The organism is Streptomyces sp. NPDC058620, assembly GCF_042717135.1.
In the GTDB taxonomy this organism is placed as follows: domain Bacteria; phylum Actinomycetota; class Actinomycetes; order Streptomycetales; family Streptomycetaceae; genus Streptomyces.
In genome coordinates this window covers 1-13,793 of sequence record NZ_JBHXQO010000033.1, presented here as the reverse complement: position 1 = coordinate 13,793, position 13,793 = coordinate 1, and the positions used below count along the sequence as shown (strand labels likewise).

At 68.6% G+C, this 13,793-nt stretch carries 8 protein-coding genes and 2 pseudogenes; 7 read left to right on the top strand and 3 right to left on the bottom strand.

Going from position 1 to position 13,793, the window contains the following annotated elements:
• Positions 1 to 46 precede the first annotated feature (46 nt).
• Positions 47 to 3,268 carry a bifunctional cytochrome P450/NADPH--P450 reductase gene (locus tag ACFWSK_RS25600; protein ID WP_383790518.1) on the bottom strand — a complete coding sequence of 1,074 codons (3,222 nt, stop codon included), beginning with the start codon at positions 3,266 to 3,268 and terminating at the stop codon, positions 47 to 49.
• Between the two features lie 174 nt (positions 3,269 to 3,442).
• Here ACFWSK_RS25600 and ACFWSK_RS25595 point away from each other — a divergent pair, with 174 nt between their 5' ends.
• Complete coding sequence (locus ACFWSK_RS25595; RefSeq protein ID WP_383790515.1) at positions 3,443 to 4,078, top strand: TetR/AcrR family transcriptional regulator; 636 nt, start codon at positions 3,443 to 3,445, stop codon at positions 4,076 to 4,078.
• A 48-nt stretch (positions 4,079 to 4,126) separates the two neighbouring features.
• A pseudogene (locus ACFWSK_RS25590) lies at positions 4,127 to 4,258 on the top strand (IS5/IS1182 family transposase); the annotation flags it as partial.
• Here ACFWSK_RS25590 and ACFWSK_RS25585 read toward each other — a convergent pair.
• Positions 4,218 to 4,340, bottom strand: a complete 123-nt coding sequence (locus tag ACFWSK_RS25585; RefSeq protein ID WP_383790702.1) for a hypothetical protein — start codon at positions 4,338 to 4,340, stop codon at positions 4,218 to 4,220. The pseudogene ACFWSK_RS25590 and the gene ACFWSK_RS25585 sit on opposite strands and share 41 nt — an antisense overlap.
• A 227-nt stretch (positions 4,341 to 4,567) precedes the next feature.
• On the opposite strand from ACFWSK_RS25585, the pseudogene ACFWSK_RS25580 reads away from it, so the two are divergent.
• Both ACFWSK_RS25580 and ACFWSK_RS25575 read left to right on the top strand, forming a co-directional pair.
• Positions 4,568 to 6,385: pseudogene (locus ACFWSK_RS25580) on the top strand (S8 family serine peptidase); the annotation flags it as partial.
• 720 nt (positions 6,386 to 7,105) lie between these two features.
• Positions 7,106 to 8,860, top strand: a complete 1,755-nt coding sequence (locus ACFWSK_RS25575) for a beta-galactosidase family protein (RefSeq protein ID WP_383790513.1) — start codon at positions 7,106 to 7,108, stop codon at positions 8,858 to 8,860.
• Positions 8,861 to 9,138: 278 nt separating this feature from the next.
• On the opposite strand, the gene ACFWSK_RS25570 is transcribed toward ACFWSK_RS25575, so the two are convergent.
• Positions 9,139 to 10,140 carry a LacI family DNA-binding transcriptional regulator gene (locus ACFWSK_RS25570; protein ID WP_383790694.1) on the bottom strand — a complete coding sequence of 334 codons (1,002 nt, stop codon included), beginning with the start codon at positions 10,138 to 10,140 and terminating at the stop codon, positions 9,139 to 9,141.
• 272 nt (positions 10,141 to 10,412) lie between these two features.
• Here ACFWSK_RS25570 and ACFWSK_RS25565 point away from each other — a divergent pair, with 272 nt between their 5' ends.
• The 3 genes from ACFWSK_RS25565 to ACFWSK_RS25555 all read left to right on the top strand — a co-directional run bounded on the left by ACFWSK_RS25565 (position 10,413) and on the right by ACFWSK_RS25555 (position 13,724).
• Positions 10,413 to 11,339 carry a carbohydrate ABC transporter permease gene (locus tag ACFWSK_RS25565; RefSeq protein ID WP_383790510.1) on the top strand — a complete coding sequence of 309 codons (927 nt, stop codon included), beginning with the start codon at positions 10,413 to 10,415 and terminating at the stop codon, positions 11,337 to 11,339.
• A gap of 3 nt (positions 11,340 to 11,342) precedes the next feature.
• Positions 11,343 to 12,314 carry a carbohydrate ABC transporter permease gene (locus ACFWSK_RS25560; protein WP_383790508.1) on the top strand — a complete coding sequence of 324 codons (972 nt, stop codon included), beginning with the start codon at positions 11,343 to 11,345 and terminating at the stop codon, positions 12,312 to 12,314.
• Between the two features lie 75 nt (positions 12,315 to 12,389).
• Positions 12,390 to 13,724 carry an ABC transporter substrate-binding protein gene (locus ACFWSK_RS25555; protein ID WP_383790505.1) on the top strand — a complete coding sequence of 445 codons (1,335 nt, stop codon included), beginning with the start codon at positions 12,390 to 12,392 and terminating at the stop codon, positions 13,722 to 13,724.
• Positions 13,725 to 13,793 lie beyond the last annotated feature (69 nt).

Sequence of the window (13,793 nt, the reverse complement as noted above, 5' to 3'; positions counted from 1 at the left end):
AGGGTGCGGGGTGTCAGGACCGCCGCACCCTCCCGGCGTCCGGAGGTCAGGCGAAGACGTCCTGCTGGTAGCGCTCGTCGGCTTCGAGCTGTGCGAGCCACTGCTGGGCGGTCTCGTCGTCGCTGCCGGTGTGCTTCCGGTAGATGGCGGCGAGCGCCTCGCGCACGGCGGGCGCCATGCGGCGGCCGTCACCGCATACGTAGACGTACGCCCCGTCCTCGATGGCCTGCCACACGGTGTCGGCGGCGTTGGCGATGGCGTTCTGGACGAACCGGGCCGGGTGGCCGGTCACCGCGGAGAAGGCGGTGTGCACCTGCGCGATCCCTGACTGCTCCCAGGCATGCATCTCCTGGCCGTAGAAGTAGTCGTGCTCCGGGTGGCGGCAGCCGACGAAGACCTGCGACAGGCCCACCTTGATGCCGTTCTCCTGCTGCGAGGCGCGCTCCTCCAGGAATCCGCGCAGCGGCGCGATGCCGGTGCCCGGGCCGATGAGGACCAGCGGCGTGGCCGGGTCGGGCGGCGGGGCGAAGGTCGGGGAGGGCACGCGCACGTAGCCGTAGAAGACGTCCCCGGGCTCGAGGCCGCCGAGGTAGGAGGAGCAGGTGCCGCGGTACTGGCCGTCGCCGGACAGGGCCGGGCCCTCCAGCAGGCCCACGGTCAGGCGCACGTGGCGCGGGTTGGCCAGCGGAGCGGAGGAGATGGAGTAGAACCGCGGGCGGATCGGGCCCATCATGTCCAGGAAGACCGCCAGCGGCAGCTCGACCGCAGGCAAGCGCTCCAGCAGGCCCAGCACGGAGATGCGCTTGTTGAGGATTTCCTTCTGGTAGCGCTCCTGGGCCTCTTCGGTGTCGGCCGTGTACGCCTCCAGCTGGGGCCGGGTCCACGGGCACGGGGTGTGTTCGGCCAGGGTCTGGATCTGGGAGCGGGTGGCGATGTCCTGCAGTTCCAGGAACTCGGTGAGCAGCAGGCCGGCGGTGACGGGCGTGCCGACCGGCAGATGGGTGCGCCCGCCCACGGGCTGGTCGAGCCGAAGCACCTGGTCGCGGTTGATCCCGAGCCGTGCGAGTGCGCGGTCGACCAGGGCGGGTTCGTTCTTGGCGAAGACGGCCAGGTGGTTGCCGGTGTCGTAGGTGACACCGGCGGGGAGCTCGATGGTGAGGGACTTCGCGGACGGGCGCGGCGGCTCGATGCTGAAGTCCCACAGGCCGGTGGCGTCGGCCACGAGTTCCTCGTTGGCCACGACCGTGAGGGGGTGGGCCTGGTCGGAGACGATCGCCGGGCGCACGTCGGCCTCGGTGAGCAGCTGGACCTGGAAGCGCGGTCCGCTCGCCTCGGAGGTGTCGGCGGCGTACTCCTCGGCCAGGGTGGCCCACAAGGTGTCCATCCAGCGGGCGGCCATGCCGTCGAAGTCACCGGCCGCATCCGCGATGCCGCGCTCGATGACGGGGTTGGCCCCGGCCGCCAGCAGGCCTTGCTCGATCCGCTTGGGGAAGCCCTGGTAGGTGGCCACCCACTGGGTGTTGCCGGCACCCAGCAGCGCGAACCGTACTTGGGACAGCGAACCCTCCGGGAGTCCGGCGGTGAGCAGCTCGTCGAAACGCTGCGCGTTGTCCGGGGCCTTGCCGTTGTAGCTGGAGGCCACGACCACGAGCAGTCCCTCGGTGGGCAGACTGTCGCCCAGCTCGTCCAGGCCGACCAAGGTGGTGCCGAACCCGGAGCGCTCTCCGCGGTCGGCGATGGCACGCGCCAGATCCTCGCTGCTGCCCAGGCTGGAGCCGTAGGCGACGGTCAGGTTCACCCCGACACCACTGACCGCGGCCTGCGCCCGCGGGTCGTCGGTCTGCCGGTCCACGGCGCCGAAGACGGTCCGCTCGTGCTCCTGACGGGCTCGCACGTTCAGTTCGAAGCCGCCGGGCTTGCGCGTCAGCGCCTCCTTGACGTCCATCCTGTAGTCGGCCATGTCGGAGAACTTGAATTTCTGCAGCACCAGCGCGAGTGCCAGACGGGCCTCGGTGAGTGCGAACTGCCGGCCGATGCAGGCACGCACGCCGTTGCCGAACGGCTTGTAGGCGTGCGGGTGGTGGTTGACCCGGTTCTCCGGCAGCCACCGGTTGATGTCGAACTCCTCCGGCCGGTCCCACGCCTTGGGGTGGGTGTGCAGCGGACCCTCGAGGAGGTTGACCCGCGCTCCCTTCTTCAGCTCGTAGCAGCCGCCGATGACGGTGTCCTCCAGCGGCGACTTGCCGATCATCGGGATGGGAGCCCACAGGCGCAGGGTCTCCTCCAGGATCCGCGGGATCACGTCCATCTGCATGATCGTGTCGTAGTCCGGGACCGTGTCGCCCGGCAGCAGCCGGTCCACCTCGGCGTAGGCCTGAGCCAGGATGTGCGGGTTGCGCATCAACGAATACGTGGCGAACGACAGCAGACCACTGGTGGTCTCGTGACCGGCGATCAGGAACGTCACCACCTGGTCACGGACGTTGTCGTCGGCCAGCCGCTTGCCGGTCTCCGGGTCGGTGGCCTCCAGCATCAGACCCAGCAGGTCCTCTTCACCCGTGCCCTTCCCCTGACGGCGCTCCTTGATCACGCTCTCGACCAGGTCGCGCATCAGCTGGATGTTCTCGTGGTAATTCTTGCCGTCGGCCCTGCGGAGCCTGGTCATCATCGGCAGCTCCTGCGAGCGCCGCAGCGACTCCACCAGCGCTTCCAGCAGCGCGTTGAGGAAGGGGTGCAGCTGCTCCTTGGAGAAGGAGTCGAACCGGTAGCCGAACCCCGACAGGGCGATGGTGTCCAGGGTCAGCCGGGTGTAGTCGTCGGTGATGTTGACCGGCCGGCCCTCCTTGCGCTCCCACTTGCCCACCAGGTTCTGGGCGACCTCCAGCATCTGCCTGTAGTAGGCCTTCATGGCCCGCTGGCTGAACGCCGGCAGGAGGATCCGGTGCGCCATGCCCCATTCCTCCTCGTGCTGGTGGGCCGTGAACAGTCCCGCCCCCGCGTAGTCCCGGACATGGCTCAGCGGCGTCTTCTCGATCTGCTTGAAGAACCGCGTCTCGTCGCAGACCTCGGCCACCAGGTCCGGGTCATAGACGAAGACCTGCTCGATGCCGGCGATGTCCATCCCGTAGATGCCCTCGGGGAACTGCTTGGACAGCTCGCCGAAGTACGCGACCGGGTTGGTGTCGGGGATCTGCGGCGTGTGGCCGAGCAGAGGGATCCCCCGCGGGGACCGGATGGGACGCAGATCGGACACGGGATGCGTGGCCATGGCTTGCTCCTTTGTGCGGAGAGAGGAGGGGGCAAGGGCACTGTGCGATGCGGGAAGGGCCGTCGACCGGCAGCAAGCCCTCATTTCCATACACCGTATGGAACTCTTTTCAGTGGTACCATACGTCGTATGGAAACTCCAAAAACGACTCCCCGGGGCACGAGGAAGAGGGACGTGCCGCTCACGCAGGACGGCATCTACGCCATGGCGCTGCGACTCATCGACGCCGACGGGGTCGAGGCGCTGACCATGCGCAAACTCGCGACCGCGTTGGATGCGAACCCGATGTCGCTGTACCACCACGTGCCGAACAAGGACGCCCTGCTGCGCGGCGTGGCGAGAACGGTCGGCGCCCAGTTCCGCACCGCGACCCGGGAAGGCGCGGCCTGGCAGGACCGTCTCCGCCAACTTGCCGTGGACTTCCGCACGCTGGCGCACCGTCACCCCGAGCTCATGACCTACTCGTTCGGGCAGCCGGAATTCATTCAGCCCGAAGACCCCTTTTGGCTCGGGCTCACCGCCGCGCTGGAGGATGCGGGCGTACCGCGGGAAGAGGTCCCGCGGGTGGCCGCTCCTGTCTGCGCCGCCGTACTCGGCGTGGTGATCGCCGAAGTCAGCGGTGCGCTTCAGCGATGGTCAACTCTCCTGCCGGCTGCCACCGCCACCGGCGATGGCGATGGCGATGGCGAGCGCGCGGATGCAGGCCCCGATGAGAGCCGGATGTTCCACCTGGCGCTGGTGATGATCATCACGGGACTGGAGAGTCGACTCACAGCCGAAGGGGTCGGCCGGGACGGCGGTGAGAGCTGATGAACCCGGGGCACTTTCGAGCCGTGGAGGTGCCTCCGGCGAGTGGTGGTGTCCTGGCTGGCCGGCTGTCGCCGCCTCCAGCCCCGCTACAAACGCAAGGCCGAGCACTTCCTCGCCTTCGTCGGCATCACAGCAACCCTCATCTGTCACCGGCAGCTCGTTCAGGTCTCAGGGACCTGAGCAGACGTTCCTGGGGATCGAAGCGGATGAGGCCCATGGACGAGGCGATCCGGGCGGCGTAGGCGGAGGCTTCCTCGGCCATGCGCCGACCTGCGCGCCCATGTATCCGTATCCGCATGTGCCGGGAATCCGGGGCCCGTACGCCCTCCTGAGTAAGCCCGATCATCCCGGACGGCTGTTACACAACGATCATTGAGTGCGTCCGAGCGACCCCGGAATACTTCAGGGCCCCGGGGCCGTACGTATCGAACACGTCCCCGTGCGGGCCGGGCCTTCGCCCGCCCGATTCACTCCTGAGCAGGGACAATCTTGCGTAAACGATCAAAGAAGGCGTACGCCGTCGTCGCTGCGGCCGCCGTCGCCCTGACGGCGGGCATGACCGGCCCGGCATCGGCGAAGACCAGCAGCCCGGACGTGGCATCTCCGGTCACCGCCAAGGACTTAGGGACAACCGGCAGGACCGTGCACACCGTCGCCCTGATCACCGGCGACCGGGTACTCGTGGACTCCCGTGGCCGGGTCGGCGGCATCCAGCGGGCGAAGGGCCGGGAGGACATACCGTTCTTCACTCAGACCCACAACGGGCGGACCTATGTGGTGCCGCGTGACGCCCGGCGGCTGATCGCCGACGGCACGCTGGACCAGCGGCTGTTCGACATCACCGGACTCGCCAAACCGGAGAGCCGCAAGGCCCACCGGGCCGGTCTCAAGGTGATCGTCGGCTACCGGGGACCGGCGGCCAAGTCCGCCCGCGCCGAGGTGCGGTCCTCCGACGGCACCACCGTCCGCCGGACTCTGTCGGCCCTCGACGCCGATGCCGTCACCGGCGCACGTGCCGGCACCACCGACAGCACGGGCACACTGTGGGACGCCCTGACCCGACAGCAGGGTGACGGTTCGGCGGCCACGACCTCCGGCATCGCCCGGGTCTGGCTGGACGGCGTACGGAAGGCGTCGCTCGACCGCAGCACCGGCCAGATCGGCGCACCGGCGGCCTGGGCCCGCTCGTACGACGGCGCCGGTGTGAAGATCGCCGTCGTGGACACCGGGATCGACGCCACCCACCCGGACCTGACGGGCCGGGTGGTGGCGGAGGGGAACTTCAGCAGCTCCCCGGACGCCCGGGACCGGGTCGGACACGGCACGCATGTGGCCTCTGTCGCGGCCGGTACGGGGGCGAAGGACGCCCGGTTCAAGGGCGTGGCGCCCGCGGCCCAGCTGATCAACGCCAAGGTGCTGGACGACCGGGGCGTCGGTGACGACTCCGGCATCCTCGCGGGGGTCGACTGGGCCGTCGCCCAAGGTGCCGACATCATCAACATGAGCCTGGGCAGCCCCGACACCCTTGGGATCGACCCCCTGGAAGCCCAGGTCAACAAGGTCTCTGCGGAGAAGGGCATCCTGTTCGCGGTAGCCGCGGGCAACAGCGGGCCGGGGCGGGGCACGGTCGCATCGCCGGGCAGCGCCGACGCGGCCCTGACGGTCGGCGCCGTCGACGACGACGACCTGATCGCCGACTTCTCCAGCGTCGGGCCCCGTACCGGGGACGGCGCCGTCAAGCCCGACGTCACCGCGCCGGGCGTGGAGATCACGGCGGCCGCGGCGGCCGGCATCCCGGGACAGAACCCTCCCGGATACGTCAGCCAGAGCGGCACGTCGATGGCGACCCCGCACGTCGCGGGCGCCGCGGCGATCCTCAAGCAGAAGAACCCCACCTGGACAGGTGCACAGATCAAGGCCGTCCTGACGGGCTCAGCCAAGGGCGGCTCCCACTCGGTCTTCCAACAGGGCGCGGGCCGGCTCGCCGTCGACAAGGCGATCGACCAGACGCTCGTCTCCGAACCGGGCTCGGTCGGCCTGGGCACCCAGCAGTGGCCCCACACCGACGACACACCCGTCACCAAGCAGGTGAGTTACCGGAACAACGGCACCGCCGACGTGACGCTGGACCTGTCGCTGGCGGCGCCCACCGGCGGAGACGGACAGCCCGCCCCGGCCGGGTTCTTCACCCTCGGGGCGCAGCGGATCACGGTCCCGGCGGGCGGCGACGCCGCCGTGGATCTGACGGCCGACACCCGGCTCGGCGGTACGGTCGACGGCTCGTACTCGGCCACGGTTGCACGGTCCGCGTCATCGAACCGGTCGAGGGCGGGGCTGTCGCCAGGACTGAGGCCGAGCCGGTCTGCCAGGACGTGAGAGACCGGTGGGAACAGTCCTTCCTTCCGTCATTCCTCGTACGGAGGCGGGCGCCGCGGCGTGCACGGTGGTCGTCGGCGGGGCAGCCGGCAGCGCGGCGGCCAGCACTGCCGATGGCCGCTTTGCACTTCGGGTGAACCACCTTCCGGGGGTCGGGCCCGGACACGTTGCACTTCTCCGCCGGAGCGGAACTGCGGTCGCCAGGGCCCCCAGTGGGCGGCCTGGGCCAAGACGTCTCCGTAACTGGGCCACCGGCGGTGCCGGTTCCGGTGCATCGGCATCATGACGACTGAGGGGCGGCTGGTAACGAGGGGTGTCGCGCATGCACTCCTCCAGGCTGCAGAGGGACAGGGTGGGAGATCACCCTATGGCCTGAGAACCGAACGCCCTGGTGGCGGCCTGCGCTTCCGCCCTGGACATGCGCGCGCCCGGCGGCCTCACCCGCCGTCCCGGAGCGGCGTCCCTCGGGTGCTGCCGCGGACGTCGGTCGCGGCACTCCGCGCCGGCATCTGGGTGGAGGCGTTACTTCGTCGCCGGGCGAGAGAAGGCGGCTGACTCGGCAGGGGCTTGCCATTACTTCATGTTTACGTAAACATGTGCGGTGAGCGCCGACTGGCCGCGTTCCCCTTTCCAGTCCAGGAGCAGCAACCCATGTCCGTTCTGCAGATAGACAACGCAGGATTCTTGCTCGACGGCCAACCCTTCCGGATCCTCTCCGGTGGGCTGCACTACTTCCGGGTCCATCCTGAGCAGTGGGCGGACCGTCTGCGCAAGGCCCGGCTCATGGGTCTCAACACCATCGAGACATACGTCCCCTGGAATCTTCATCAGCCGCGGCCGGATCAGTTCCGTATGGACGGCTCGCTGGACCTGCCCCGGTTCCTCCAACTGGCCGCCGACGAAGGACTGCACGTTCTCCTGCGCCCAGGCCCGTACATCTGCGCCGAGTGGGAAGGGGGCGGTGTGCCGTCCTGGCTGCTGGCTGAGCCCGGCATCCGGCTCCGCTCGCGGGATCCCCGGTTCCTTACAGCGGTCGACGACTACTTCGCCCGCCTCCTCACCCCCCTCCGCCCCTACCTCGCCTCGAACGGCGGACCGGTTCTCGCGGTACAGGTGGAGAACGAGTACGGGGCCTACGGCGACGACACCGCTTATCTGGAGCACCTGGCCGGCACCCTGCGCGGCTGCGGCGTCGATGTCCCTCTGTTCACCTGCGATCAGCCCGCCGACCTCGAGCGCGGTTCGCTGCCCGGTGTCCTCGCCACTGCCAACTTCGGCAGTCGCTCTTCGTGGAACCTCGCCGAGTTGCGCGCGCAGCGGCCGGAGGGGCCGCTGATGACGGCCGAGTTCTGGATCGGCTGGTTCGACCGCTGGGGCGGTTACCACATCGTCCGGGACGCGGCCCAGGCCGCGTCCGAACTGGACGAACTGCTCGCCTCCGGGGCATCGGTCAACTTCTACATGTTCCATGGCGGCACGAACTTCGGCTTCACCAACGGCGCCAACGACAAGCACACGTACCGGCCCACCGTCACGTCCTACGACTACGACGCCCCTCTCGACGAGGCAGGCGACCCCACCGAGAAGTACACGGCGTTCCGTGAGGTGATCTCCAAGTACGCGCCCGTCCCCGGCGACACCGTGCCGGAGCGCGCCCCCAAGCTCTCCGTACCCGGCGTCGTGCTGACCGAGCGCGCCGCGCTGCTCACGAACGCCGCCGCTCTCGCCCCTGCCGTCGAGTCACGGCGTCCTCTCACCATGGAGGAGATGGAGCAGGACTTCGGCTTCGTCCTCTACGAAACCAGGCTGCCCCTGAAGGGTCCCGCGCTCCTCGAACTGGAGCAGGTACGCGACCGTGCTCAGGTGTTCGTCGACGGGCAGCCGGTGGGCGTCCTGGAGCGCGAGAACCACGAGTTCGCGCTCGCCTTCGCCGTGCCGCGGCCCGGCAGCGTCCTGAGCGTCCTCGTCGAGAACCAGGGCCGTGTGAACTACGGCCAGGGCATCCACGACCGCAAGGGGCTGCTCGGTACGGTCCTCCTGGACGGCGTGGAGCTCGCGGGCTGGACCAACCGGTCGCTGCCGATGGCGACGCTCGACGGAATTCCGTTCACCGCCGCCACGTCGTCGACGACGACCGGGCCCACGTTCCACCGCGGAACATTCGAGCTGACGGAGACCGCCGATTCCTTCCTGCACCTGGATGGCTGGACCAAGGGCAATGCGTGGATCAACGGCTTCGCGCTTGGACGGTACTGGTCACGCGGCCCCCAGCGGTCTCTCTACGTCCCCGCTCCCGTGCTGCGCGCCGGCGTGAACGAGGTCGTGGTCCTCGAACTGCAGGCGTCCCCCCGTACCCGGACCGTCGACCTGCGCGAGACGGCCGATCTGGGGCCCACCGACGAGTAGTTGGTCTCCCTGAGCCGCGCGTGTCTACGTGAACATGAAAGGTGGTTCCGAGACGTGACGCAGCGGTTGCTCTCGTCCAGAGGGGTTCCGGGAGCCGTCCTCGTCGTGCCGTCCGCACGAACACGGGCCGTAGGGTAGGACGTGAGCAGGGCCGTTGAGCGGAATCGGGAAGCGGGACCGGGCCGTGGAGCGAGGCCCGGTCAGGTGCGTCGCGATCCGGTGCCGCTCGACCCTGGAAGCAGTGCCTGGCCGGCCACCCCCGTGGTGGCCCGGACCGCTCACCCCTCCTGCGGCGAAGCCTCCGCATACCGCGCCGTACTTCTGCGCACCACCAGATCGGTCGGCACCAGCGTGGTGCCCATCAGAGTCTCGCCTCGCAGCTCACGCAGAATCGCATCGACGCACAACTGACCGACTCTCGCGAAGTCCTGACGAACCGTCGTGAGGGGCGGAATGAACGAGCCCGCATCAGGAATGTCGTCGAAGCCGACGACGCTCACATCTTCCGGTACCCGTCGGCCGCTCTCGTGCATGGCCCGCAGGACGCCGAGCGCCATCTGGTCGTTGGCCACGAACACCGCGGTGCAGTCCGGCTCGTCGGCGAGCCGGAGACCGGCCTCGTAGCCGGCGTCCGGGGTCCAGTCGCCCCTCAGCAGCGGGGGAACCGTGCGGCCCTCCTGGAGCAGCAACTCCTCCCAGGCCGCGGCGCGATGGCCGGCGGCGAACGACTCCTTCGGCCCCGCGACGTGCCATACGGTGCGGTGGTCGAGGTCCAGCAGATGCCGCACCGCCGTACGGGCGCCCTGGCGCTGATCGGTGTCCACCACGGGGAAGCGGCCCGAGGAGTCCGAGTCCACCACGACCACCTTCACGTGCGGCGGCAGCGTCAGGGATGCGGTGTCGAGCAGGTGCACCTCCATGATCAGCGCCACCGCGTCGACGGCGAGCTCGTCGAGCCTGGTGAACGCACCCTTGACGTTGTCCTGGGTCGGCGCGTCCAGCGGTATCAGCGTGACGGCGTACCCCTCGCGGGCGGCACAACTGGCGATGGCCTCCAGGGTCCGCACGTTGCCGGTGCTGGACAGCCCCATGGTGATCACACCCATGGCGCGGAAGTCGCCCCGCTTCAGAGCTCGCGCGGCACTGTTGGGCCGGTAGCCGAGCTCTTTCATCGCGGCCAGCACCCTTTCCCGCGTGCTGTCGACGACGGCCGCGTCACCGTTCGAGACACGCGAGACCGTCTGCGACGAGACGCCTGCGAGCTGGGCGACATCGGCCATCGAGACGCGGCGCGGCCCGCCTTTCGACCCACGTCGACCACCGCCGCCGGCCACCGCCGCCGACCCGCTCGTGTTGTTGTCCGCCACCGGAATCCCTCCCATTGACCACCGTAACGTGCTTGACGCCCCCCACCGGGAATGTCACCATCACGCTACCGATGATTACGTAAACATTACTCGTCGGCCAGCCCCAGTCCCGGCCTCTCCCGGCCCAGGCCTCATCAAAGTTCCCCGTCTTCGGACCGATCGGTCACCGACGCTAGGACCCATCCATGACGCTCCTGTCGACGCGCGCTACGGCAGCCCCACCGACCCGCCCGCGGCCCCGCTTCCGCCCACGCAAGCAGGCTCTCGTGGGCTGGGGCTTCGTCGGCCCGTTCGTCGCGGTCTTCGCGCTCGTCTTCCTCGCGCCGATCGGTTACGCCCTCTACTTGAGCGTCTTCCGGGACCGGCTCGTCGGCGGCACGTCCTTCGTCGGCCTCGACAACTACGGCGACGCGCTCAGCGACCCCCGGTTCTGGGAGGGCCTGCTCAGAGTCGGTCTCTTCCTGGCCGTGCAAGTGCCGGTCATGCTGGGCATCGCGCTGCTCGCGGCCCTCGCCATCGACAGCGGCAGGCTCTACGGCACGTCCTTCTTCCGTGTGGCGATCTTTCTCCCGTACGCGGTTCCCGCCGTCGTCGCGAGCCTCATCTGGGGCTTCATATACGGCACTCAGTTCGGCCTCGTCGGCAACGTCAACGATGCCCTTGGCGTCACACTGCCCGACCCACTGTCTCCCTCCCTGGTGCTGGCCTCCATCGGCAACATCGTGACCTGGGAGTTCGTCGGGTACAACATGCTGATCTTCTACTCGGCGCTCAAGGTCGTCCCCCGCTCGCTCTACGAGGCGGCGGCGATCGACGGTGCCGGAGAGTGGCGCGTCGTGACGTCCGTGAAACTCCCGGCCATCCGCGGCGCCCTGGTGATCGCCACGATCTTCTCGATCATCGGCAGCTTCCAGCTGTTCAACGAGCCGAGCATCCTGCAGAAGCTCGCGCCCAATGCGATCACCAGCGACTTCACTCCCAACCTGTACACCTACTCGCTGTCCTTCTCGGGTCAGCAGCACAACTACGCGGCGACCGTGGCGATCGTGATGGGTGTCATCACCGCGATCATCGCCTACGCGGTCCAGCTGCGCGGCATGAGGAAGGGCTGAGGGATGACCACCCCCATCACGACCGGCGTCACCGACTCGAGGGCTTCGGCGGCCGCTCCCCCCGACGCCCCCAAGACGGCCGGGGCCCGAACCTCCTTCGGGCGCCGCGACAGTCGCCTGCGCAGTCCCTCGAATCCGCGCCCGAGCGTGTCGCTCACCCTGCTGGCCGGCCTGGTTCTCGTATACACACTGCTTCCACTCGCCTGGCTCTTCATCAACGCCACCAAGGACCAACAAGGGCTGCTCGACTCCTTCGGCCTGTGGTTCAGTGACGACTTCGACCTCTGGAGCAATGTCAGCCGGACCCTGTCCTACCAGGACGGTGTGTTCGTCCGCTGGCTGCTGAACACACTCCTCTACGTCGTCGCCGGGGCAGGTGGCGCGACCGTACTCGCCGTCCTCGGGGGATACGCACTGGCGAAGTACGACTTCCCCGGGCGCCGCGCGGTGTTCGCGGTCGTCATCGGCGCCGTCGCCGTTCCGGGCACCGCTCTCGCGGTGCCCACCTTCCTCATGTTCAGCAACATGGGTCTGACGAACACGCCTTGGGCCGTCATCATCCCCTCCCTGATCTCGCCCTTCGGGCTCTATCTGATGTGGGTCTTCGCGGCCGAGGCGGTCCCCACCGAGCTGCTCGAAGCCGCCCGCATCGACGGCTCCGGCGAACTGCGCACCTTCTTCCGCATCGCGCTGCCGCTGCTGATGCCGGGAACCGTCACCGTGCTGCTCTTCTCCATGGTCGCGACCTGGAACAACTACTTCCTGCCACTGATCATGATCAAGGACCCGGACTGGTACCCCCTCACCCTCGGCCTCAACGCCTGGAACGCCCAGGCCCAGACCGCCGGCGGGGACGCGGTTTTCGACCTCGTCATCACCGGCTCCCTTCTGACGATCCTCCCCATCGTCGTGGTCTTCCTTCTGCTTCAGCGCTTCTGGCAGTCAGGTCTCGCCGCAGGAAGCGTCAAGGAGTAGCCCGCACCACTGCCGCCCACCCCCTCTCTCACCCTGCTGTTCCCTCGTACCGAACTATCAACAGGAGCACACGTCATGAGAACCCTCACCACCCGCCGCGTCCTCGGCGCACTCGCCGTGGGCTGCGCGCTCACGCTCGGTGCGACAGCATGTGGGTCCTCGCCCGAGGACAGCGCGCAGGGCAGCCCGGAGGACGTCAAGTCCGCGCTGGAGAAGGGCGGCAAGGTGACGGTGTGGGCCTGGGAGCCCACACTGAAGAAGGCAGCCGAGAACTTCGAGAAGAAGTATCCGAAGGTCGACGTCGAACTGGTCAACGCCGGTACCGGGGACAAGCAGTACACGGCGCTGCAGAATGCCGTCGCCGCCGGATCGGGGGCCCCCGATGTGGCCCAGATCGAGTACTACGCCCTCGGACAGTTCGCCATAGGCAAGACCGTCGCGGACCTCTCCGGCTACGGCGCGACCACACACGACGAGGCATTCACCCCCGGCCCGTGGAACGCCGTCACCCAGGACGAGGCCATCTACGCCCTGCCCATGGACTCCGGCCCCATGGCCCTCTTCTACAACAAGAAGGTCTTCGACAAGCACGGCATCAAGGTGCCCACGACGTGGGACGAGTACGTGGAGGCCGCCCGCGCCCTGCACAAGGCGGACCCCAAGATCTCCATCACCAACGACACGGGTGACGCTGGCGCGACCACCAGCCTCATCTGGCAGGCGGGCGGTCGTCCCTACAAGACACAGGGCACCGACGTCGCCATCGACTTCGGCGACGAGGGCACCAAGAAGTACACGGACACCTGGCAGAAGCTCCTCGACGAGGAGTTGGTCGCACCCATCAGCTCCTGGAGCGACGCGTGGTACAAGGGCCTCGCGGACGGTTCCATCGCGACCCTGGCGATCGGTGCCTGGATGCCTGCCAACTTCACCTCCGGTGTGCCATCCGCCTCCGGCGACTGGCGCGTCGCCCCGCTTCCCCAGTGGACGGCGGGCGCCACGGAGAGCGCCGAGAACGGAGGCAGTTCGCTGGCGGTTCCGAAGGCCGCCAGGAACAAGGAACTGGCCTACGCCTTCGCCGAGTACGTCACCACCGGTGAGGGCGCCTCGGCCCGCGTCGCCGAGGGTGCCTTCCCCGCCACGCGCGCCGACCTCCAGTCCAAGAAGTTCCTCGACACCGAGTTCCCGTACTTCGGCGGTCAGAAGGCCAACGAGATCTTCTCCGAGTCCGCCCGCAACGTCGGCACCGACTGGTCCTACCTGCCCTACCAGGTGTACGCGAACTCCGTCTTCAACGACACCGTGGGCAAGGCATACGTCTCACCCGTGACGCTCGCCGAGGGACTGAACTCCTGGCAGCAGGCCGGTGTCAAGTACGGCGCCGACCAGGGCTTCACCGTCAACAAGTAGCCGACCGACGGCCATCGGCCTTTCCCCGGCCCGTCACACGCGCTGCGCCTGAAGGGGCCCGCACCGTCC